Source organism: Marinomonas spartinae (assembly GCF_016461715.1).
GTDB lineage: Bacteria > Pseudomonadota > Gammaproteobacteria > Pseudomonadales > Marinomonadaceae > Marinomonas > Marinomonas spartinae_A.
Genome location: NZ_JAEMUI010000023.1, coordinates 1 through 21,350, shown reverse-complemented (window position 1 = coordinate 21,350; position 21,350 = coordinate 1). Strand labels below are relative to the sequence as shown.

The window sequence follows — 21,350 nt, the reverse complement described above, 5'->3', positions numbered from 1 at the left end:
CGAATAACTATGTCGAATAATTCGATCCTAAATTACGCACCGGTCTCATTGGCACGTCAACCAATTGTCGACAATAATCTTGCGATTATGGGCTATGAATTGCTTTATCGTAAAAGTGAGTATTCTCTCGTCGCTGAGGTGGTGGATGATATCGGGGCAACCGCACAAGTGATTACCGCGAGCCTGCTGGAAATAGGCATGGATAATCTAGTGGGCTCCAATAAGGCGTTTGTCAACTTTCCCCGTAGCTATTTGCTGAGTCCAAGCAGTGTACCGCTTGATCCTAATAAAGTGGTGGTGGAGGTTTTAGAAGGATCTGGTTTCGATGCTGTTCTCTTAGCTTCATTACGTCGTTGGGTGAAAAAAGGCTTTAAGATTGCCTTAGACGATTTTGTGTTTGAACCCAAACTGACGCCTTTTGTCGAGCTGGCTGATTACGTTAAGCTGGATATTTTGGCACTGGGGCAAGATGAGTTTCATCGACAAGTTGAAGCACTCCGCGGCTTTGACGTGAAGATCATTGCCGAAAAGATTGAAACTTGGGATGAATACCATTTTTGCCGCTTGCTGGAAGTGGATTTATTTCAAGGGTATTTCTTTGAGAGGCCGGAGACTATTTCTAGCAAAGGGTCAAAAGTCAATAGCATGACGTTACTGCAATTGATGGCGGAGATGCTAAAAAGTGATGATTTAAGTATTAATGAATTGGAGCGCATTGTGAGTCAGGATGTGGGGCTGGTTCATAAATTATTGCGCTATCTTAATTCTCCTTATACTGGTTTGGTGGCTTCAGTGGACTCGGTGCGTTTGGCAATCTCGCTGATTGGCATCAATCAACTGAAAGCGTTAACGAATTTATTACTGATGTCTGAGATGACAGGTGATCGTCCAGTGCTCTTAGAGCAAATCATGGTACGCGCCAAGCACGCAGAATTGTTTGCCAAAAAACGTGGCTATGGTAATCACGATAAATACTTTCTAGCTGGCATGTTGTCCATGATTGACGTGTGTACTGGCATGAGCCTTGGCGATGTTTTGAAAGAGTTACCCCTTCCTAACGAATTTATTAATGCCATCATTAACAGAGCGGGTCGTGTCGGTCAGACGTTAGACTTAATTGAGTATTATGACAATGGACGCCAAGTGAAGCTTGAGAGTGATATTGCTGATCTTAGAGACACATATCTTGAAGCGATCCAGTGGACGGATCAATTTGTTGCAACGTTTTAATGGTTATTTTGTAGGTTATTTCTGACAATCCTGTAGGCCAATACATTTTGTTATGTCGGCTATTTGTCTTTTTATGATGTTTTGTTTTTATTTCATTGTTTTTAATAGGGTTTTTATTTTTTTAGTGTTTTTCTTCTTACTTGTATCTAAAGCAAATTCTGTTAAATTTACCTTGTCGAACGGGAACAACATGGATGTATACAAGGGATTGACAGCATTGCATGAGGCAATGATGACAGTGGATAGGCAGGATGACTATTTTTCAGGACGCTCAACGGATGAGAATAAATCGCTCGGATAGCGATTGTTAACACTAGGATGGTGCTAGTACTAGGATGGTAAAAAGTCAGGATGATGTGCTCAATGGATGAGTTACCGATAGGATGACGGTGAAAATAAGGCGGCTTAGGCTGCCTTTTTTTATTTCCATGATTTATCCTAAATAACACCATCACTTTTCACTTTTCACTTTTCACTTTTCACTTTTCACTTTTCACTTTTCACTTTTCACTTTTCACTTTTCACTTTTCACTTTTCACTTTTCACTTTTCACTTTTCACTTTTCACTTTTCAGGGCGCTTTATTATGGGCGTCTTTGTGTGCAGATTAACTTTACCTTCTGATGATCGAATACTGCCCGTTTTTTTAACTGCCAGTATCGTTTTTTTAGTGTCATTTTGAGTTTGAATGATATGGCGTAAAAGGATCTGTAGGCTATTTCTGACATATCTGTAGGATGTGTCTATAAATAGCGTCATATGAAAGGATAATAACATTCGGATTTTATCTAGTTGACTGTTTTATAAGGATTTATTCTGATATTTTGGGTTTTCACTCTGTTTGCTTCTTTTTTGTGAAGTGGTAAAGTTAATTCATCCACAGGGAACGGTGGAGGAACACAAAGGATGTGGTGCATAACAGGATGTTATGTTACTTAAATGGATTGGACTAGGATGTCTTTATTTCAGGGTTGAAACGGCAGGATGTCGAACTCAAAGGACGAGAAGCTGATAGGATGTCGGCGACAATAGGGTGGCTTTAGCCACCCTTTTTTTTTGTCTATTGCTTTGTTTTTTTCTTGGCTGGTTAATTTATACAAGCTTTCCCTTTCATCCAGTCTTACAAGCTTGTGAGTGTTGTTTGATGTGTCATGCAAAAAAAAGCGACCGAAGCCGCTTTTTTTCTTAACTTTATCGCTACCTTACCCTGTTACTCTCCTACGTTGTCATTGCTTGCGTTGGTAAGGGTAAAGAGTTAAGTATTAACGCTCTAAATGTTCTAATTTGTCTTCAACACCGTCCCATTCTGCGGCATCGGGCAAAGCTTCTTTTTTCTCTGTGATATTAGGCCAGATTTGTGACAAGTCTTGGTTTAGTTCAACAAACACTTCTTGATTTTCTGGCAATTCATCTTCAGAGAAAATGGCGTTAGCAGGGCATTCTGGCTCACATAGGGCACAGTCGATACATTCGTCTGGGTTGATCACCAAAAAGTTAGGACCTTCATAGAAACAGTCAACAGGGCAAACTTCTACACAGTCAGTATATTTGCAGCGAATGCAGTTATCGGTAACGATGAAAGCCATCCGACCTCTCCTTACAAGCTTATAAAATTTGATTGCGCATATTTTAGAGGTATAAACCGCCAGCGGGCAAGCAACAATCGTCTTAGTAATAAATTTATCTGGTATTAGCTTATGCGTCTTATGACGCATGTTGCCTATTTTTATGCATTTTAGTTTTAACGTTAAAGGTTGTTTTTTAACTCATGTAAAGCATTTATAGCTTGGAGTGGTGTCATATTGTCTAGATCTAATGCTTCTAAGGCCTCTTTCAATGCATTGTGATCTGCCAGTTCGAACAAGTCCGGTTGTTGTGGTACGTAAGAGGCATGTTTTTGCTTCTTTTTCCCCGCTATTGGGTCAGGCGTTGGTTTTTTGGCGGCTTTTAACGTGACAGGGTCGTCAAGTTCAATGCCAGTCACCACTTCTAATTCCGCCAGTTTATGTTTGGCATGGCTAATAACATTACGCGGAACGCCAGCCAACTGTGCGACTTGCAAGCCATAAGACTGACTAGCGGGCCCAGGATGGACTTTATGCAAGAAGACGATTTCGTCGTCGTATTCGGTGGCAGTCAAATGCACGTTGGCGGCATTGTCTAATTGATCTGCTAATGTGGTGAGTTCGAAATAATGGGTGGCAAATAAAACATAGCACTTAAGATGATTGGCAAGATAGTCCACAGCAGCCCAAGCAAGAGACAAGCCGTCAAAGGTACTTGTCCCACGTCCGACTTCGTCCATTAAGACCAAGCTTTGTTGGGTGGCGTTGTTCAAAATATTGGCCGTTTCTGTCATTTCCACCATGAAGGTAGAGCGTCCACCGGCTAGGTCATCGGAGGAGCCCATGCGTGTAAATATACGATCGACCACCGAAATAGAGGCAGCTTCAGCGGGAACGAAACAGCCCGTATGGGCTAGCAGAGCGATGAGCGCAATTTGTCGCATATAGGTCGATTTACCCCCCATATTGGGGCCTGTGATCATCAACAAAGAGCGCTTGTCGTGCATGTCTAAATCGTTCGGAATGAAGGGGTCGGAAATCACCGACTCGACCACAGGGTGACGTCCTCCTTGGATTTGAATGCCGCCACGGTTGTGTAGTTCTGGTCGCGTGAACATCAGCGCATCGGCCCGTTCTGCGAACGTATTAAGGACGTCGAGTTGTGCTACCGCTTGGCTGGTGGTTTGTAATTCTCTCAGAAGCTGGTTTAGTCGATCCAGTAATAATTCATACAGCTCTTTCTCTCGAGCAAGGGCTTTGGATTTAGCGCTTAACGCTTTGTCTTCAAATGCTTTGAGTTCCGGCGTAATAAAGCGCTCAGCATTTTTAAGGGTTTGTCGACGAACATATTCTGCTGGTGCTTGATCAGAATGCAAACGGCTAATTTCGATATAATATCCATGAACGCGATTAAAGCCGACTTTAAGTGAGCTAATCCCAGTGCGTTCTTTCTCACTGCGTTCCATCTCCGCCAAATAATCGGTGGCATTTGTGGACAGAGACAGTAATTCATCCAGTTCAGTGTCATAGCCTTTCGCAAAGATGCCACCATCGCGAACAACCGATGGTGGATTTTCCACCAAGGCGGTGGCTAATGTTTCTGTTAACTCCGGTTGAGCAATCATGCGCCCATTCAAATCTTGTAGGCGAGATGTTTGCGTGGTGGCTAATATTTGATTGATCTCAGGGATGGCCTCCAAGGCAAAACGAAGGCGCAATAAATCGCGAGGTCTGGCTGAACGAAGTGCCACGCGAGACAAGATACGTTCTAAATCACCGACTTTTTTCAATGGGGTGTCTAATATATCATAGAGGCGTTCGTCTTTTAGCTCTGCTACAACATCTTGACGGGCTTGGATTTCGTTAATATCGCGAATGGGGGTATGTAACCAACGTTTTAACAGACGACTGCCCATTGGTGTGGCGCAAGTATCCAAAACACTGACAAGTGTATTGCTGGTGCTACCCGATAAATTCACATCAATTTCTAGGTTGCGTCGTGTTGCTCCATCAATTAACACCGAGTCATCTTTATGTTCGACGGTAATGGATTGAATATGAGGGAGCGCACTGCGCTGCGTGTCTTTGGCGTATTGAAGTAAAGCACCTGCTGACGCAATGGCAGCAGTGAGGGATTCACAACCAAATCCTGAGAGGTCTTTGGTATTAAACTGTTGGATTAATTGGCGGTAGCTGGATTCATAATCAAAGTGCCAAGGGCCTAACTCAGATACCCCTTTTTCTAAGGTGACTCGATCCCGTGCAGGGAAGTCTTCAGAAATTAGAATCTCTCTGGGAGTAAGACGTTGCAACTCACTGCTAAGGGCATCCATTCCATCGACTTCAAACACACAAAAGCGGCCACTGGCCATATCGAGGTAGGAAAAGCCAAATACATCCAAGCCTTTTCGAGACTGATAAGCGAGAGATAACAGTAAATTTTCGCGCTTTTCTTCTAAATAGGCTTCGTCACTAATTGTGCCAGGGGTCACGATGCGAGCAATCTGACGCTCAACGGGGCCTTTACTGGTCGCTGGATCACCGACTTGCTCGGCGACAACGACAGATTCTCCCATGCGGACCAAGCGTGCAATGTAGTTCTCAGCCGCGTGAAATGGAATGCCTGCCATAGGAATCGGTTGACCACCAGAGTGTCCTCGTGCCGTTAGAGTAATATCGAGCAATTGAGCGGCACGTTTGGCGTCGTCGTAAAAAAGTTCGTAAAAATCGCCCATACGATAAAACAGCAATTGATGCGGATGCTGGGACTTTAAGCCAAAATATTGGCGCATCATGGGGGTGTGGTTGTCTATAGACGTTTTACTCATGCGACTGACTCGATTGTGATCCATAAATTAGAGCGCTATTCTACGGGAAATTTCAGCAGTATTTAAGGTGAGAAGGCAATGAGTTTTAAACGGGAAATGACGCTGGCCGCTGAGAGTGTTTCTCAGTTATTACTAAAGAAAAAATGGCAGTTAGTCACGGCTGAGTCGTGTACGGGAGGCTTAATTGGTGCCGTATGTACCGACTTATCTGGCAGCTCTGCTTGGTTTTTTGGTGGGGTGATTAGTTACGCAAACGAAGCCAAAGAACGTGGTTTGGGCGTCTCCCCCGATACACTTAAAAGCCATGGCGCGGTTTCTGAGCAGACCGTTGAGCAAATGTGCTCTGGTGCGTTACGCCTGGGTGGGGATGTTGCCATTGCCGTCAGTGGGGTCGCAGGTCCTAGCGGAGGGACCCAAGACAAACCGGTGGGATGTGTCTATATTGGTTGGCAGGTGAAAGGGAAATCGCCACAAGTGCAGCGCTTTCAATTTGCAGGTGACCGAGAAGCCATTCGTGAAGCCACGGTATTAGCCGCATTTGATGGGCTTATTGAGCAGCTGACTGCGGTTGAAAAATAATACTGTTTTTATATACAGTATTTCTTGAGATTGGTGATAAAACACGATAAAGTTACTCCCAACGAAAACATTCACAAGGGTTTTACTATGTCATCTACGGTAGACAACAAGAAAAAAGCACTCGACGCAGCACTGTCGCAAATTGAACGCCAGTTTGGTAAAGGCGCCATCATGAAAATGGGGGAAGGTGCGAAACTGGACATTGATACGGTTTCAACAGGCTCTTTGGGTCTAGACATTGCATTGGGCGCGGGTGGTTTACCGTATGGTCGTATTTGTGAAATCTATGGACCTGAATCTTCAGGTAAAACAACTCTGACGCTAAGTGTCATCGCAGAAGCGCAAAAGCAAGGTAAAACCTGTGCTTTCGTGGACGCGGAGCACGCACTTGATCCTCAATACGCTGAGAAATTGGGCGTCGATATTGCAGAGTTGTTGGTATCGCAACCGGATACTGGTGAACAGGCTCTGGAAATTGTAGACATGTTGGTTCGTTCAAACAGTGTAGATGTCATCATTGTTGACTCGGTTGCCGCGTTGGTACCTAAGTCTGAAATCGAAGGAGAAATGGGCGACTCTTCTGTTGGTGTGCAAGCGCGTTTGTTGTCTCAAGCAATGCGTAAACTCACCGGTTCTATTAAGCACGCCAACTGTTTGGTGATTTTTATTAACCAAATTCGTATGAAAATCGGTGTGATGTTCGGTTCACCTGAAACCACAACCGGCGGTAATGCGCTGAAATTCTACTCTTCTGTACGTTTGGATATTCGTCGCATAGGTTCGGTTAAGCAGGGGGATGAAGTTATTGGTAACGAAACCCGTGTGAAAGTCGTGAAAAATAAAGTAGCGCCTCCGTTTAAACAAGCAGAATTCCAAATTCACTACGGTGCAGGAATTTACCGCATGGGCGAGATTATTGATCTAGGCGTCAAACAGAACATTGTTGATAAGTCTGGTGCTTGGTACGCCTACAATGGCAACAAAATTGGACAGGGTAAGGCGAATGCCGCGCAGTTCTTAGCAGATAATCCTGAAATTGCCCAAGAGATCGAAGCGAAAGTGCGTGAAGATCTATTACCAAGTAAAGAAAAAATTGAAGCAGCAAAGGCGGCCAAGGCTGCTGAAAAAGCTGATAAGTCAGATAAACCTGAAGACCAAGCAACTGACGAGTTGGCTTTTTGATTTAGCTATGCAGTGACCCGATACTTTCGGGCAAATAGATGTTTTCGAAAAAAGCAGACCTTAGGTCTGCTTTTTTCGTTTTAAAGATCTGATGCTTAGGTGCTTTGTGAAGAATGGGGCTTTGAGAAGAATAAGGTTTAGTGCTTAGTAGGCGTCTAAACGTGTTGACCGCCATTAACCTGTACTTCTGTACCATTAATGTAGGAGGCACCATTAGAACAAAGGAAGTAGATCAAAGAGGCAACCTCTTCTGGTTTACCAAGGCGTTTCATGGGCACTTCGTTCTCGACTAATACATCCGTGCCCGGAGACAGTATCGAGGTGGCGATTTCCCCTGGTGCAATGGAATTGACTCGAATACCATGCGGTCCAAACTCTGCAGCAAGTTCTCTAGTCAGTGCCGATAGTGCTGCTTTAGAGCAGGCGTATGCGGCGCCAGCAAATGGATGAACTCGCGTGCCAACAATAGACGTTACATTGAGAATGCAGCCTTGAGATTGGCGAAGTTCTTCAAATAGTCCTTTAGCGAGTAAGGCGGTGGAGAAAAGGTTCACATTAAAAACATTGAGCCAAGTGGCGTAATCGGTATCCAATACACCAATACGACTACCATCTGGTCCTTTTGGTGAAATCGCCGCATTATTGACTAATGCATGAAGTTTTCCATTTGGCAGTTTGGCTCTAATGGCCGTGATGGCCTGTTCAATGCCGTTTATATCCGATAAATCCAGATCGATATGATTGTCTTCGCCTTCAGACCAAGGGCATTCCCCATCATTGCTCCATTCTTGGCGAGAGGCTGTGATAACACGCCATCCTGCGGCATTAAAGTGTTTGACTGTCGCATGGCCTATGCCGCGACTCGCTCCGGTTAGCAACAATGTTTTGATTTCTTTCATCTTATGCTCATTAGAACCTTAGTAGGAATTCATCATAGGGGATCAAAATATTTTCAGTCAATGCTTTTTGATTGTGTTTTGAGTGGCTGGTTATTAAGCCAATATGGCGTTTCCTGAACCACTCTTTTGTCAGCGTGAGTCGGGCTCTAAGGCATACTTAATCTGGTCAAATTCAAACCCTCGATACTGTAAATAACGGGTTTGTTTGGCCTTCTCTTTAAAATCTCGTGTGCCTTCAGAGCCAAACTTTCTAACTTTAAGTTCTTTGGCTAATGCAAACCAGTCCGCATCACTTTCTTCGAAGGTTCGTTCGATCACCTCATCGGTGATGCCTTTTTGTTTTAATTCTTGTCTGATGCGCTGTGGTCCTAATGGCTTATTGATTCGGCTTCTCACATAGGATTCTGCAAAGCGCTGATCATTTAGGTAATTCATTTCTAAAAGCGAAGCGATAGTTTGCGCGACCTGCTCGCCCTCATGGCCTTTAACTTTCAATTTGTGAGCCATTTCTTTGGTGGAATGGTCGCGACTTGCCAAAATCGTTAAGGCATGATCCATGGTGGATAGGCTAGGTTTCATCATAAGGCATCTCTACTACGGACTTTCTTCATCATAGCATTTTTAGGTTGATAGAAATATGGAACATTGGTTGAAGTCACCTTAAAGACCGTTTTAAAAACGGGTTAGATGAAGCTCAAAAGCAATACGATAATTTTCATATGGAATAAACTTTAAATATGGTTTTTTAAGGAATAAATAACTATATTTTATTAAAAAATAAGATGATAAAACTGCTTTTGCTGTGTGAGAATGGGCAAAATAACTTTATGTATTTCTAGGTGGTGTCTATGCGTGTTTGTGTATTAGGTGCGGGTGTTGTTGGTTTAACGTCGGCGTATTATTTGGCGAAAAAAGGCTTTGAAGTGACGGTGGTTGATCGTCAGGAAGGGGTTGCCTTAGAAACCAGCTTTGCCAACGCTGGGCAAATCTCGCCTGGTTACTCTGCGCCGTGGGCAGCACCAGGTATTCCGCTCAAAGCGATTAAATGGTTGATGCAAAAACATGCGCCATTAAAAGTCAGTGCTGAACCAGAACTAAAAAAAGTCGTCTGGATGGGTAAGATGCTTGCCAATTGTACTGAAAAAGCTTACGACGTGAACAAGTCTCGTATGGTGGCGTTGGCGGAATACAGCCGAGACCAGTTTATTGCGATGCGTAAAGAAATCGGTATTCAGTACGATGATGGCCAAGGTGGTTTGACTCAACTATTCCGTAAGGATGAGCAAGTTGAAGCGTCTGCAAAAGACATCAAAGTACTTAAAGCACTGAATGTACCGCATCAAGTATTAACACCGAAGCAAATCTTAGAAGTAGAGCCAGGATTGGCACCAGTCATTGATAAATTTAAAGGCGGATTACGTCTTGTTGGTGATGAAACAGGTGACTGCTTTATTTTTTGTCAGGAATTGAAAAAACATTGTGATGAATTGGGGGTAACCTTTAAATTCAACACAGGCATTGAGCGTTTGGTAGTAGAAGGTGGTAAAATTCGCGCGGTTAAAACCAGTCAAGGTGATCTTGAAGTAGATAATGTCTTGGTTTGCATGGGAAGTTTCTCTAAAGAACTGCTGCAAGCGATTGATATTTCCATTCCTGTGTATCCAGTAAAAGGCTATTCCTTAACGGTGCCCATTACTGATGCTCAGTTTGCACCAACATCAACAGTGATGGATGAAACCTATAAAGTGGCAGTGACGCGCTTAGGGGGGCGTATTCGCGCCGCTGGGACAGCAGAGCTTAATGGGTATAATTTAGATTTGCCAAAAGTGCGCACCGAAACCATTACGCACGTCGTAAAAGATTTGTTTAATCAAGGTTGCGACTTATCGCAAGCAGATTATTGGACGGGGCTTCGTCCAATGACACCAGATGGTACGCCAGTGGTTGGGCGCAGTGGCGTCGATGGACTGTATTTGAACACAGGTCACGGTACCCTTGGTTGGACGATGAGTTGTGGTTCCGCTGCCGTTATTGCTGACATTATGTCGGGTGATCGAACTGAGATCGACTCTCAAGACCTTTCTGTTCAACGTTATCAGTAATAAGGGGTAAACATGGCCAGGCCGCTCACCGCAACGATTGATTTAGAGGCCATTCTCTATAATTATCGTTATGCGAAAAAGTTACAGCCGACTTGTAAGGCGTTTGCTGTGGTAAAAAGCAATGCCTATGGGCATGGCGCAATTGAAGTGTCTCGATACTTAGATGATGAGGTGGATGCCTTTGCTGTCGCGGCCATTGAAGAAGCGATGGCATTACGACAAGCAGGGATCAAATCGCCTATATTGTTGTTAGAAGGGGTATTTGAAGGGGATGAATGGCATCTCTGTGAAAAGCATGGTTTTTGGTCTGCTCTAGAAAATACTCAGCAACTAGAAGCATTGACTCATAGCAAAGCCAGTATAGAAAAAGTGTTCTTAAAACTGGACTCAGGCATGCATCGTCTTGGAGTGAACAAAGACACGGCTCCGTCTTTTGTGGCGGCATTAAAAGACAGTGGTCAAGTGGGCGAAGTCGTATTGATGACACACTTTGCTTGTGCCGACGATTTGGCCGATTCCGCCACTCTGGATCAGCTGACCTACTTTGAGCAAACTCGTCAGATTTTAGGTGAACCGATAGAGGCCAGTGTTGCCAACTCGGCGGCCATAATGAAGTGGCAAGTGCCTGAAGGGGGGTGGATCCGTCCTGGAATCATGCTGTACGGTATTTCGCCGTTTGCTGAGGTTAGTGGTCGCTCGATTGGGTTGCGCCCTGCCATGACCTTATCTTCCAAAGTTATTTCAACCCGATCTTTACAAAAAGGGGATCGTGTTGGTTATGGGCTAGGATATGTTGCGCCGGAAGATCATGTTTTGGCTACTGTCGCCGCTGGTTATGGTGATGGTTATCCACGCCATGCTGAAAATGGCACCCCTTTACAGGTCGATGGTCGCTCGGCTTGTTTGGCTGGTCGGGTGTCTATGGACATGATTACCGTGCGTGTCGAGGGAGGTGGTGTGCCGCAAATGGGGGATGAGGTCGTTCTCTGGGGAGGCGAGGTTCCTGTGGAAGACGTTGCCCGTTATGCTGGTACCATCGGCTATGAATTAGTCACACGTATGACAGCAAGGCCTCATTATCGCTACCGCTTTGGTGAGGAAAATACCTAATATTCCTCGAAAAATAATAGGCAAAAGTCGGTTTCCTAAGAGAAATCGTACTTTTGCTTAAGTTTTGTGCAAAATAAGCTTAAAATCCCCTCGGTTTCTTTTGAAAATACCTGTCCTTTGCGTGTACTATTTTGTGCTTTTCATTGCACAGAATTGGCATCTTTATAAGCCATTCGCGCAGTTCAATTCGCCAAACTAATTAAGAGATAGAGACTCATCCAATTATGAAGAGTTCTGAGTTACGCCAGTCATTTTTATCCTTCTTCGAAAGTAAGCAGCATCAGATTGTTGAATCCAGCTCTTTGGTTCCTGGAAACGACCCTACTTTGCTGTTTACTAATGCCGGTATGGTTCAATTTAAAGACGTCTTTCTTGGGGACGATATTCGTCCTTATAAGCGAGCGACAACCTCACAACGCTGTGTTCGTGCGGGTGGCAAGCACAATGACTTGGAGAACGTAGGCTATACAGCTCGTCACCATACCTTCTTCGAAATGCTTGGTAACTTTAGTTTTGGTGATTATTTCAAAAAAGAAGCCATTGCCTATGCATGGGAGTTTCTGACAGAGGTTTTGAAGCTGCCAAAAGACAAGTTGCTGGTCACTGTTTATGCAGAGGACGATGAAGCTTTCGATATTTGGCATAAAAATATCGGTTTACCAGCCGAGAAAATCATTCGTATTGGCGACAATAAAGGCGGTCGTTATCAGTCCGATAATTTCTGGGCGATGGGTGACACTGGACCTTGTGGACCTTGTACAGAGGTTTTCTATGATCACGGTGAGCATATTTGGGGTGGGCCTCCAGGCTCTCCAGAAGAAGACGGTGACCGTTTCATCGAAATCTGGAACGTGGTTTTCATGCAATTTAATCGCTCTGCAGACGGGGTAATGGCACCGTTGCCAAAACCTTCTGTTGATACGGGGATGGGGTTGGAGCGTATCGCGGCGATTCTTCAAGGTGTCCACAGTAACTACGAAATCGATTTGTTCCAAAACTTAATCGCCGCGTCTGCTAAAGCGGTGGGAACGAGCGATTTATCCTCTCAGTCGCTGCGCGTGATTGCTGACCATATTCGTTCTTGTTCGTTCATGATCGTTGATGGTGTGGTACCTTCTAACGAAGGTCGTGGCTATGTTTTGCGTCGTATCATTCGTCGTGCCGTTCGCCATGGTAATAAGCTGGGGCAAAAAGGCGCATTCTTCTATACCTTGGTTGATGCATTAGACATTGAAATGGGTGAGGCTTATCCAGAGCTTCGCAAGTTGAAAGATCGTGTCGCGTCTATTTTATTGAAAGAAGAAGAGCAGTTTGCAAAAACCCTAGATCAAGGGATGAAAATTCTTGAAGAAGCGATTGCCAACCTAGGTGATCAAACGGTGATTCCTGGCGACATTATCTTCAAACTGTATGACACCTTTGGCTTTCCATACGACTTAACTCAAGATGTTGCCCGAGAAAGCGGCCTTGAGATGGATGTGGCGGGTTTTGATGAAGCCATGGAAGCCCAACGTACGCGCGCGCGATCAGCCAGCAACTTTGCGATGGATATGTCGGGTGGTGTGCGCCTTGAGTCAGTGACCAACTTTACTGGATACGATTACCTAGAAGGGGCGTGTGAAGTTGAGATGATTCTTGTTGATGGTAACGCTGTCGAAGCAATCGAAGCAGGTCAATCGGCCGTAGTGGTATTGAAATCGACACCTTTCTATGGCGAATCCGGCGGTCAGGTAGGCGATCAAGGTTGGTTGCGTGGTGCGGGTGCCTTTAAAGTCACTAACACGACCAAACAAGGCAAGGCCCATTTGCACCATGGTGAACTAAAAGAAGGTCGTCTGGCTGTAGGGGATGAGGTTTCTGGCCAGGTAGATCGGTCTCTGCGTATGGCAACCACATTGAATCACTCAGCTACGCACTTAATGCACGAAGCATTAAGACGCGTGCTAGGCGACCATGTCATGCAAAAAGGCTCTTTGGTTGATTCTGAGCGTTTACGTTTTGACTTCTCTCATTTTGAAGGCGTGACAGCTGCAGAGATTGAGCAAATTGAAGACATGGTGAATGAACAAATTCGTTTGAACCGACCTGTTGAAACAGAGATCATGGATATCGAAGCGGCGAAAGCGAAAGGTGCCATGGCGTTGTTTGGTGAAAAATACGATAGCCAAGTACGTGTATTGACAATGGGGGCGGATTATTCCATTGAACTTTGTGGTGGTACGCATGTTAAACGTACTGGTGATATCGGTTTGTTCAAGATTCTTTTTGAAAACGGTATTGCGGCAGGAGTTCGTCGTATTGAAGCGGTAACGGGTAAGGCTGCGATTGATGCTACACGCCAAACGGAAGCTGCCCTTAATAGCATTGCCAGCTTGGTAAAAGGGAATAAAGACTCTGCGCTGGATAAAGTCGTGGCACTAAATGATCATGCGCGTGCCTTACAAAAAGAGTTGGATGTGCTGAAAGGGAAAATGGCGGCGTTGGCTGGAGCGGATTTGGCTTCTCAGGCCGTTGATATTAATGGTGGTAAGTTGCTGGTGGCTCAAGTGGAAGTAAGTGACCCTAAAGCGTTACGTGATTTACTAGATGAGCTAAAAAGTAAACTTGAATCAGCGGTTGTCTTATTGGCAGCGGTGAATGATGGCAAGGTCAGTTTGATCGCAGGTGTGACGAAAGAACTAACCAAACAAATAAAAGCTGGGGATTTGATTAAAATGGTCGCGCCTTTTGTGGATGGTAAAGGCGGTGGTCGTCCCGATATGGCACAAGCTGGCGGTAACAACCCAGCTGGGTTGGTAGAAGCATTGGCGGCGGTACCCGATTGGGTTGCTGAACGCGTTTAAATCGATTCGCTCATCTTTGAGCATTTTTTGTGAGTAGAAGAAAGCTATGGCGTTGTTAGTTCAAAAATACGGCGGTACGTCGGTGGGTACGGTTGAACGTATCGAAGCCGTTGCAGACCGAGTGCTTAAGCACAAGCGACAGGGGGATGATATCGTGGTTGTGGTTTCCGCCATGAGTGGTGAAACTAATCGATTGATTGAATTGGCAAAAAATATTCAATCGGCCCCCGATACTCGTGAAATGGATGTCTTGTTGTCCACTGGTGAGCAGGTAACCATTGCGTTGTTATCGATGGCACTATTGAAGCGTGGTTTGGACGCTCGATCATATACTGGCGCTCAGGTGCGTATTACAACTGACAGCGCCCATGGCAAAGCGCGTATTCAAAAAATTGATACCGACGCAATGAGAGCTGATTTAGAGGCTGGACGTGTCATTGTGGTGGCGGGTTTTCAAGGGGCTGATGAACTAGGCAATATTACAACGCTTGGGCGTGGCGGTTCTGACACCACTGGTGTTGCGTTAGCGGCGGCTCTGAAGGCGGATGAGTGCCAAATTTATACCGACGTCGATGGTGTTTACACAACCGATCCTCGTGTTGTAGACAGTGCCCGTCGTATGGATAAAATCACATTTGAAGAAATGTTGGAAATGGCGAGCTTGGGCTCAAAGGTGTTGCAAATCCGCGCCGTTGAGTTCGCAGGTAAATACCAAGTCCCGTTAAGGGTTCTATCAAGTTTTGTAGAAGGTGAAGGTACGTTGATTACGACAGAGGAGAATGAAAACATGGAACAGCCAGCTGTTTCAGGCATTGCGTTTAATCGTAATGAGGCCAAACTAACCCTCAAAGGGGTGCCAGATACACCAGGTATTGCAGCACGTATTCTCGGTCCTATCAGTGATGCAAACATTGAAGTGGATATGATTGTTCAAAACGTCTCTGCTGATGGCACAACGGATTTTACCTTTACGGTAGATCGTAATGATCACGATAAAGCTTTGTCTATTCTCAAGGGAATCGAAGGTGAACTAGGGGCTCGCATGGTGATGTCTGATGCGAAAATCGCCAAGGTATCTATTGTGGGCGTCGGTATGCGTTCTCATGCAGGGGTTGCCAGCAGCATGTTTAGAGCCCTTGCTAAAGAGTCTATTAATATTCAGCTCATTTCGACATCTGAGATCAAGGTTTCTGTCATCATTGATGAGAAGTACATGGAGTTGGCTGTACGAGCTTTGCATTCGGCCTTTAAATTGAGTGACAGTGCTGCTGGTGTGAGTGAGGAGTAACACCTTCTCACACAATGGACACAAAAAAGTGACATCTTGGTCACAATATAACCACAAAAATGAGTTGGCTAATTATTTCTCTTAGCGTTACAATTCTCTTTGTAGGAATTGCCCTACAACAACTGTAGGGCAATTCGCGATTATTGAATAAAGGAATTCTAGGGAGAAATATTATGCTTATTCTTACTCGTCGTGTTGGTGAAGCGTTGATGGTTGGTGACGAAGTATCTGTAACCGTATTAGGTGTTAAAGGTAATCAGGTGCGTATTGGTATTAATGCGCCAAAGGATGTATCTGTTCACCGTGAAGAGATTTATCTTCGCATTCAAAAAGAGCAGAATGACGAAAAAACTGAAGAGTAATTTTTTTTAAAAAAAGGGTTTACAAGACAGGTGTGTCGTATATAATGCGCACCACTTGTTACGGAGAGTTGGCCGAGTGGCTGAAGGCGCGCCCCTGCTAAGGGTGTATGGGTTAACACTCATCGAGGGTTCGAATCCCTCACTCTCCGCCATTCAAGTTCACTATTTAGGTCAATCCTTGGTTACCTAAAGTGTGATTGAAAAGTTTGAAGATTTTGCATCCGTAGCTCAGCTGGATAGAGTACTCGGCTACGAACCGAGCGGTCAGAGGTTCGAATCCTCTCGGATGCACCATTTCAAATAGTATCTTTTAGAGACTATCCTCTCTTTTTGTAAAAGATATTAAGTGATCGAAAGATCATTGGATTATTGTTGTGCATCCGTAGCTCAGCTGGATAGAGTACTCGGCTACGAACCGAGCGGTCAGAGGTTCGAATCCTCTCGGATGCACCATTCCAAATATCTCTTTTAGAGACTACCCTCTCATCTTTTTTAAAGATAACAGTGTCGTAAGGCAATCAGTTATTGTTGTGCATCCGTAGCTCAGCTGGATAGAGTACTCGGCTACGAACCGAGCGGTCAGAGGTTCGAATCCTCTCGGATGCACCATTACTGAGGGTATCTTATTTCTCTTCTAGTTCTCTTTCTCGGTCTGTTTTTAATCAAACCTATTCATTCTTATGACATCCTTGTCATTATTTTCTTAACTGCTTATTGTTGCACTGCACGTATTTACTTAAAGAATGGTATTCAGCTTAAGCGAGAGGTGATGCTTTCTCTTGTGCGATGCTATTAAAGGTCTGTATTAGCTCGTCTATTGTTTGACAGCGGCGAAGTGGCTGCAAATTATCTCTTATATCCGTAAAGCCAAAGCGGAGATGACCGCACCATTGTTTTAATCGACCCAAAGTTGCTACATTGTCATAATGCTGTTGTAGCGCTTTAGCATAATCATGAAATATTGTGGAGAGAGAGCTGAGATTGGTTTGGGGTGTCTTGCCATTAATCTGATCTCGTATTATCTGAAAGGTGAAGGGGTTATTAAGTGCTCCTCGGCCAATCATAAAGTGATGGCAGCCAGTGATGGATTGGCAGCGCAGTAGGGATTCTGTGTCGATAATGTCACCGTTCGCGACCACGATCATGTTCGTTTTATCTTGTATCTTGCCAATTTTTTCCCAGCGTGCAGGTGGTTTGTAGCCATCTTTTTTGGTGCGCCCATGAATTGTTAGAGTTCCCACTCCAGCGGCCTCAATGGCGGCAACGTTATCGAAGAGTAATGCTTCATCATTAAATCCCAAACGAATTTTTGCGGATAAAGGTGTCTGCTCCGGGAGGGCTAGGCGGATGGCATTCATAATGTCATAAAGCATAGACGGATCTTGCAGTAATACGGACCCACCACCATGACCATTGACCCGTTTCGCAGGGCAACCAAAATTCACATCAATATGCGATGCGCCAGCATTCACCGCATTAAGGGCGCTTTCTGCCATTAATTCGGCATGGCTTCCTAAAAGCTGGGTATGGACAGGGTGGTGGAAAAAAGTTTGTGAATTATTCGCGTTTTCAGGTATCAGCCGCTTAAATGAAGAAGTAGGAATGGGGTATTGAGTGACACGTACAAACTCAGATACTAAATAATCCATGCCGCCAATTTTTGACAACAAATGACGCATTGTATGATCCATGACACCTTCCATGGGGGCAACGGCAAGTATTATGTCTTGAGTTTGTCTTTTTATTTCAAAAAATAAGGACGATTTTTTAATATTGTTCACAAAATATGTCAAACTGTTGTGTTTAAAAAATATAAAACTGTTCTGACTTGTGTTAAAAATAACCAATTTGATCAAAAGCAGCCGAGAAAGGTGCATATGATCACAATCAATGAAGACACACAAGACACTTATGTTAAGGGCTCTGATGCTATGAATGGATTACTTGAGGATGGCTTGGGATTAATGGTGTTGGGAATGGGATTTGTCTTCCTATTTCTAGTTGTATTGATTTATGCAACAGGCTTTATGTCAACGATTATTCATCGCTTTTTTCCCGAATTACCAGAAAAGATCGAGTCGCCAGCTATTAAACAAGCTGACTCCAAGCAGGTTGCGGGTTCTCATTCGACCATGGATTCAAAAGTGGTGGCAGCGATTACCGCCGCCATTCATCAACATAGAAACAAATAACTCACCTTTTATTAATGATTATTGTCAGAGGCTGAAATATGACAGCAGTAAAACACCCCCTCGGGATTACCGATGTTGTTCTGCGTGATGCCCATCAATCCCTATTTGCTACGCGTATGCGCATTGACGATATGCTGCCCATTGCTGAGGCGTTAGATCAAGTTGGTTTTTGGTCGCTAGAATCTTGGGGTGGGGCAACATTTGATGCATGTATTCGTTATCTTGGTGAGGACCCTTGGGACCGAATCCGCGAGTTAAAAAAGGCTATGCCAAAAACGCCACAGCAAATGCTGCTGCGAGGTCAGAATCTATTAGGTTATCGACATTATGCTGATGATGTGGTTACAAAGTTTGTTGAGCGTGCTGCGACCAATGGGGTGGATGTTTTTCGTATTTTTGATGCGATGAATGACCCTCGTAACCTAGCAACTACCATTAAAGCGGTTAAACAGCAGAACAAGCACGCACAAGGTACTATTTCATACACCAAAAGCCCAGTGCACTCCACTCAAAATTGGGTGGATTATGCGAAAACCTTGGAAGACATGGGGGCGGATTCCATCGCAATCAAAGACATGTCTGGTATTTTGACGCCCTACGATGCTTTTGAATTAGTGAGCTTGTTGAAAGATCAAACGGATTTAGAAGTACAGCTTCATGCTCATGCAACCTCTGGCTTATCAGATATGACCATTCTAAAGGCTATCGAGGCGGGTATAGATCGTGTTGATACAGCTATTTCTTCTATGTCAATGACATATGGACACACTTCAACTGAGGCGGTTGTCGCCGCATTGCAAGGAACCGAGCGTGACACAGGGTTAGATCTGGCGCGTTTAGAGGAAATCGCGACCTATTTTAGAGGCGTTCGTAAAAAATATGCGGCGTTTGAAGGGTCTCTACGAGGCACTGATTCTCGTATTCTGATAGCACAAGTACCAGGTGGTATGCTCACCAATATGGAGAGTCAGCTTAAAGAGCAGGGTGCATCCGATAAATTTGACGACGTGTTGGCTGAAATCCCTAGAGTGCGTGAAGACTTAGGCTTCATTCCATTGGTAACGCCAACATCGCAAATAGTCGGCACTCAAGCAGTGTTGAATGTGCTAACAGGTGAGCGTTATAAGTCCATCTCTAAAGAAACCGCAGGGGTGTTAAAGGGGGAGTATGGCGCTGCTCCCGCGTCGTTTAATAAAGCTCTGCAAGAAAAAGTGCTAAATGGTGCGGAGCCGATTACCTGTCGTCCTGCTGATTTGCTTTCTCCTGAAATAGACAAATTAACAGAGGAATTAGTGGTTTTGTCAAGGGAGAAGGGTTTTCAATTGTCGGATGAGCGAATTGATGATGTGTTGACTTATGCCTTGTTTCCTCAGGTGGGCTTGAAGTTTTTGGAAAATCGTCTTAATCCAAGTGCCTTTGAACCTGCTTCGACCGCTTCTAAGGGAGAAGAAACATCGAATGTCAGCACTCAAGTCCAAGCCAGTGCCACCCCATCGGGAGAAAGTGTCTATACCGTCACGGTATCAGGTGAGCAATTTGTTGTTCAAGTATCCGAAGGCGGGGAAATTGGTGCTATCCAACCTAAACCACACTCTCAACCTGTAGAGACAGCAAAAGCGTCTGCTACGGCCTCGGGTGAGCCTGTTCCTTCTCCTTTATCGGGCAATATTTTTAAAATTTTAGTGTCGGTAGGTCAACAAGTTGAAGAAGGTGACGTCATTATGATTCTGGAAGCCATGAAAATGGAAACGGAAATATCTGCTCCGCAATCTGGAGTCGTGGCGTCTATTCATGTCAAAGAGGGTGACTCCGTTCAAGTGGGTCAAACTCTCTTAGCTCTATAGTATTCACCTTATTCAGAAGGTTATTGATGGCGATGGAAGATAAATTACTGACTCTTTACCGTGATACAGGTATTTACCAATTAGAACCTGGTCAATTTGTCATGATCTGCATTGGATTGCTGCTAGTGTACTTGGCCATAAAAAAAGGCTTTGAGCCTTTATTGCTGTTACCCATCGGCATTGGGGCGGTATTAGTCAATATTCCGGGAGCGGGATTTATGGCCGCACCTGTTTATGATGCACAAGGCCATATGACAACCCCAGGCGGATTGCAATACTATATTTATCATGGGGGGATCGAAACAGGATTATTTCCTTTGATTATTTTTATGGGAGTCGGGGCCATGACAGACTTTGGTCCTATGCTTGCTAACCCTAAAACCTTATTGCTTGGCGCGGCGGCTCAGTTTGGGATTTTTGCGACAGTTATTGGTGCTGTTTTGTTGGGGACGTCTGGTTTAATGGACTTTTCTTTAGCCGATGCTGCCGCGATTGGTATTATAGGTGGTGCTGATGGGCCGACTGCGATATTTGTGGCGAGTCGCTTAGCGCCAGAATTGCTTGGGGCTATTGCCGTGGCAGCTTATTCTTATATGGCATTAGTGCCTCTGATCCAGCCTCCTATTATGCGGGCGCTGACCAGTAAAGAAGAACGTTCTATTAAAATGGAGCAACTACGGCCTGTTTCGAAAAAAGAAAAAATTATTTTTCCAATTGTCGTCACTTTGCTGGTGGCCATGTTTTTGCCTTCGGCCGCTCCCTTGTTGGGTATGTTCTGCTTCGGTAACTTGATGCGAGAGTGTGGGGTTGTAGAAAGATTGAGTGATACCGCACAAAATGCATTGATCAATATTGTTACCATCTTCCTTGGTTTGGGGGTTGGTTCAAAGCTGAGTTCAGAAGCCTTCTTGAATATTGAAACCTTAGGGATTTTAAGTCTAGGTCTGATTGCTTTTTCCATTGGGACGGCGTCGGGGGTATTGATGGCGAAGTTAATGAATAAAATGTCTTCTCATCCTATTAATCCACTAATTGGCGCAGCGGGAGTATCCGCTGTACCAATGGCGGCTCGTGTAGCTAATAAAGTCGGCTTAGAAGCAAACAAACATAACTTTCTATTAATGCATGCCATGGGGCCAAACGTGGCAGGGGTGATTGGTTCTGCTGTTGCCGCAGGGGTGATGCTGAGTTATGTTGGTAGCTAGATGTATTAGGGGAAAAATATAAGAGAAAATGCAAAGGCGCTTCGGCGTCTTTTTTGTTTGATAAATAGCCAATTCTGGAGTTTTTTTCTCTATCAAAAAGTTAGTTTGATGACAAAACACAA

At 44.5% G+C, this 21,350-nt stretch carries 16 protein-coding genes and 4 tRNA genes; 15 read left to right on the top strand and 5 right to left on the bottom strand.

Features of this window, described 5'->3' with window-relative positions; all coding sequences use genetic code 11:
* The first annotated feature begins 9 nt into the window (after positions 1 to 9).
* Entirely contained in the window at positions 10 to 1,230 is a 1,221-nt protein-coding gene (locus tag JHD45_RS18165) for an EAL and HDOD domain-containing protein (protein WP_199477915.1), read from the top strand.
* 1,261 nt (positions 1,231 to 2,491) lie between these two features.
* On the opposite strand, the gene fdxA is transcribed toward JHD45_RS18165, so the two are convergent.
* Positions 2,492 to 2,815: a ferredoxin FdxA gene (fdxA, locus tag JHD45_RS18160; RefSeq protein WP_199477914.1), complete on the bottom strand. Its 324-nt coding sequence runs from the start codon at positions 2,813 to 2,815 to the stop codon at positions 2,492 to 2,494.
* 161 nt (positions 2,816 to 2,976) lie between these two features.
* Positions 2,977 to 5,622 (bottom strand): DNA mismatch repair protein MutS, encoded by a 2,646-nt coding sequence (mutS, locus tag JHD45_RS18155; protein ID WP_199477913.1) that lies wholly within the window; start codon positions 5,620 to 5,622, stop codon positions 2,977 to 2,979.
* A gap of 78 nt (positions 5,623 to 5,700) precedes the next feature.
* Here mutS and JHD45_RS18150 point away from each other — a divergent pair, with 78 nt between their 5' ends.
* Positions 5,701 to 6,201: a CinA family protein gene (locus JHD45_RS18150; protein ID WP_199477912.1), complete on the top strand. Its 501-nt coding sequence runs from the start codon at positions 5,701 to 5,703 to the stop codon at positions 6,199 to 6,201.
* An 87-nt stretch (positions 6,202 to 6,288) separates the two neighbouring features.
* Positions 6,289 to 7,383, top strand: coding sequence for a recombinase RecA (gene recA / locus JHD45_RS18145; protein ID WP_199477911.1), 1,095 nt, complete (start codon positions 6,289 to 6,291; stop codon positions 7,381 to 7,383).
* Between the two features lie 155 nt (positions 7,384 to 7,538).
* Here the strand turns inward: recA and JHD45_RS18140 are convergent, their stop codons facing one another.
* A complete protein-coding gene (locus JHD45_RS18140) occupies positions 7,539 to 8,282 on the bottom strand; it encodes an SDR family NAD(P)-dependent oxidoreductase (protein WP_199477910.1) in 744 nt (247 codons plus the stop codon).
* Positions 8,283 to 8,411: 129 nt separating this feature from the next.
* Positions 8,412 to 8,864, bottom strand: a complete 453-nt coding sequence (gene recX, locus JHD45_RS18135) for a recombination regulator RecX (RefSeq protein ID WP_199477909.1) — start codon at positions 8,862 to 8,864, stop codon at positions 8,412 to 8,414.
* A 266-nt stretch (positions 8,865 to 9,130) separates the two neighbouring features.
* On the opposite strand from recX, the gene JHD45_RS18130 reads away from it, so the two are divergent.
* The 9 genes from JHD45_RS18130 to JHD45_RS18090 all read left to right on the top strand — a co-directional run bounded on the left by JHD45_RS18130 (position 9,131) and on the right by JHD45_RS18090 (position 16,596).
* A complete protein-coding gene (locus JHD45_RS18130) occupies positions 9,131 to 10,384 on the top strand; it encodes a D-amino acid dehydrogenase (RefSeq protein WP_199477908.1) in 1,254 nt (417 codons plus the stop codon).
* Between the two features lie 12 nt (positions 10,385 to 10,396).
* On the top strand, positions 10,397 to 11,494 hold the full coding sequence (gene alr, locus JHD45_RS18125) for an alanine racemase (protein ID WP_199477907.1): 1,098 nt from the start codon (positions 10,397 to 10,399) through the stop codon (positions 11,492 to 11,494).
* 224 nt (positions 11,495 to 11,718) lie between these two features.
* On the top strand, positions 11,719 to 14,337 hold the full coding sequence (gene alaS, locus JHD45_RS18120; RefSeq protein WP_233407923.1) for an alanine--tRNA ligase: 2,619 nt from the start codon (positions 11,719 to 11,721) through the stop codon (positions 14,335 to 14,337).
* Positions 14,338 to 14,383: 46 nt separating this feature from the next.
* Positions 14,384 to 15,625, top strand: a complete 1,242-nt coding sequence (locus tag JHD45_RS18115; protein ID WP_199477906.1) for an aspartate kinase — start codon at positions 14,384 to 14,386, stop codon at positions 15,623 to 15,625.
* 173 nt (positions 15,626 to 15,798) lie between these two features.
* On the top strand, positions 15,799 to 15,987 hold the full coding sequence (csrA, locus tag JHD45_RS18110) for a carbon storage regulator CsrA (RefSeq protein WP_199477905.1): 189 nt from the start codon (positions 15,799 to 15,801) through the stop codon (positions 15,985 to 15,987).
* A gap of 62 nt (positions 15,988 to 16,049) precedes the next feature.
* Positions 16,050 to 16,139: transfer RNA gene (locus JHD45_RS18105), tRNA-Ser, on the top strand.
* A 65-nt stretch (positions 16,140 to 16,204) separates the two neighbouring features.
* Positions 16,205 to 16,281 (top strand) — tRNA-Arg (locus tag JHD45_RS18100).
* Between the two features lie 82 nt (positions 16,282 to 16,363).
* Positions 16,364 to 16,440, top strand: a tRNA-Arg gene (locus tag JHD45_RS18095).
* A gap of 79 nt (positions 16,441 to 16,519) precedes the next feature.
* A tRNA-Arg gene (locus JHD45_RS18090) sits at positions 16,520 to 16,596 on the top strand.
* Positions 16,597 to 16,742: 146 nt separating this feature from the next.
* Here the strand turns inward: JHD45_RS18090 and JHD45_RS18085 are convergent.
* Positions 16,743 to 17,678, bottom strand: coding sequence for a tRNA dihydrouridine synthase (locus tag JHD45_RS18085; RefSeq protein WP_233407922.1), 936 nt, complete (start codon positions 17,676 to 17,678; stop codon positions 16,743 to 16,745).
* A gap of 186 nt (positions 17,679 to 17,864) precedes the next feature.
* Here JHD45_RS18085 and JHD45_RS18080 point away from each other — a divergent pair, with 186 nt between their 5' ends.
* Genes JHD45_RS18080 through JHD45_RS18070 form a run of 3 tightly spaced genes read left to right on the top strand, consistent with a single transcriptional unit; the run spans position 17,865 to position 21,228 of the window.
* Complete coding sequence (locus JHD45_RS18080; protein WP_233407921.1) at positions 17,865 to 18,179, top strand: OadG family protein; 315 nt, start codon at positions 17,865 to 17,867, stop codon at positions 18,177 to 18,179.
* A gap of 38 nt (positions 18,180 to 18,217) precedes the next feature.
* Positions 18,218 to 20,023: a sodium-extruding oxaloacetate decarboxylase subunit alpha gene (oadA, locus tag JHD45_RS18075; RefSeq protein WP_199477903.1), complete on the top strand. Its 1,806-nt coding sequence runs from the start codon at positions 18,218 to 18,220 to the stop codon at positions 20,021 to 20,023.
* Between the two features lie 32 nt (positions 20,024 to 20,055).
* Positions 20,056 to 21,228 (top strand): sodium ion-translocating decarboxylase subunit beta, encoded by a 1,173-nt coding sequence (locus tag JHD45_RS18070; protein ID WP_199477902.1) that lies wholly within the window; start codon positions 20,056 to 20,058, stop codon positions 21,226 to 21,228.
* Positions 21,229 to 21,350 lie beyond the last annotated feature (122 nt).

Coding starts and splice junctions, on each gene's coding strand:
- mutS (WP_199477913.1), bottom strand. CDS start 5,622: ATGAGTAAAACGTCTATAGACAACCACACCCCCATGATGCGCCAATAT.
- JHD45_RS18130 (WP_199477908.1), top strand. CDS start 9,131: ATGCGTGTTTGTGTATTAGGTGCGGGTGTTGTTGGTTTAACGTCGGCG.
- JHD45_RS18080 (WP_233407921.1), top strand. CDS start 17,865: ATGATCACAATCAATGAAGACACACAAGACACTTATGTTAAGGGCTCT.
- JHD45_RS18165 (WP_199477915.1), top strand. CDS start 10: ATGTCGAATAATTCGATCCTAAATTACGCACCGGTCTCATTGGCACGT.
- recA (WP_199477911.1), top strand. CDS start 6,289: ATGTCATCTACGGTAGACAACAAGAAAAAAGCACTCGACGCAGCACTG.
- recX (WP_199477909.1), bottom strand. CDS start 8,864: ATGATGAAACCTAGCCTATCCACCATGGATCATGCCTTAACGATTTTG.
- csrA (WP_199477905.1), top strand. CDS start 15,799: ATGCTTATTCTTACTCGTCGTGTTGGTGAAGCGTTGATGGTTGGTGAC.
- JHD45_RS18115 (WP_199477906.1), top strand. CDS start 14,384: ATGGCGTTGTTAGTTCAAAAATACGGCGGTACGTCGGTGGGTACGGTT.
- alr (WP_199477907.1), top strand. CDS start 10,397: ATGGCCAGGCCGCTCACCGCAACGATTGATTTAGAGGCCATTCTCTAT.
- JHD45_RS18085 (WP_233407922.1), bottom strand. CDS start 17,678: ATGGATCATACAATGCGTCATTTGTTGTCAAAAATTGGCGGCATGGAT.
- alaS (WP_233407923.1), top strand. CDS start 11,719: ATGAAGAGTTCTGAGTTACGCCAGTCATTTTTATCCTTCTTCGAAAGT.
- JHD45_RS18070 (WP_199477902.1), top strand. CDS start 20,056: ATGGAAGATAAATTACTGACTCTTTACCGTGATACAGGTATTTACCAA.
- JHD45_RS18140 (WP_199477910.1), bottom strand. CDS start 8,282: ATGAAAGAAATCAAAACATTGTTGCTAACCGGAGCGAGTCGCGGCATA.
- fdxA (WP_199477914.1), bottom strand. CDS start 2,815: ATGGCTTTCATCGTTACCGATAACTGCATTCGCTGCAAATATACTGAC.
- oadA (WP_199477903.1), top strand. CDS start 18,218: ATGACAGCAGTAAAACACCCCCTCGGGATTACCGATGTTGTTCTGCGT.
- JHD45_RS18150 (WP_199477912.1), top strand. CDS start 5,701: ATGAGTTTTAAACGGGAAATGACGCTGGCCGCTGAGAGTGTTTCTCAG.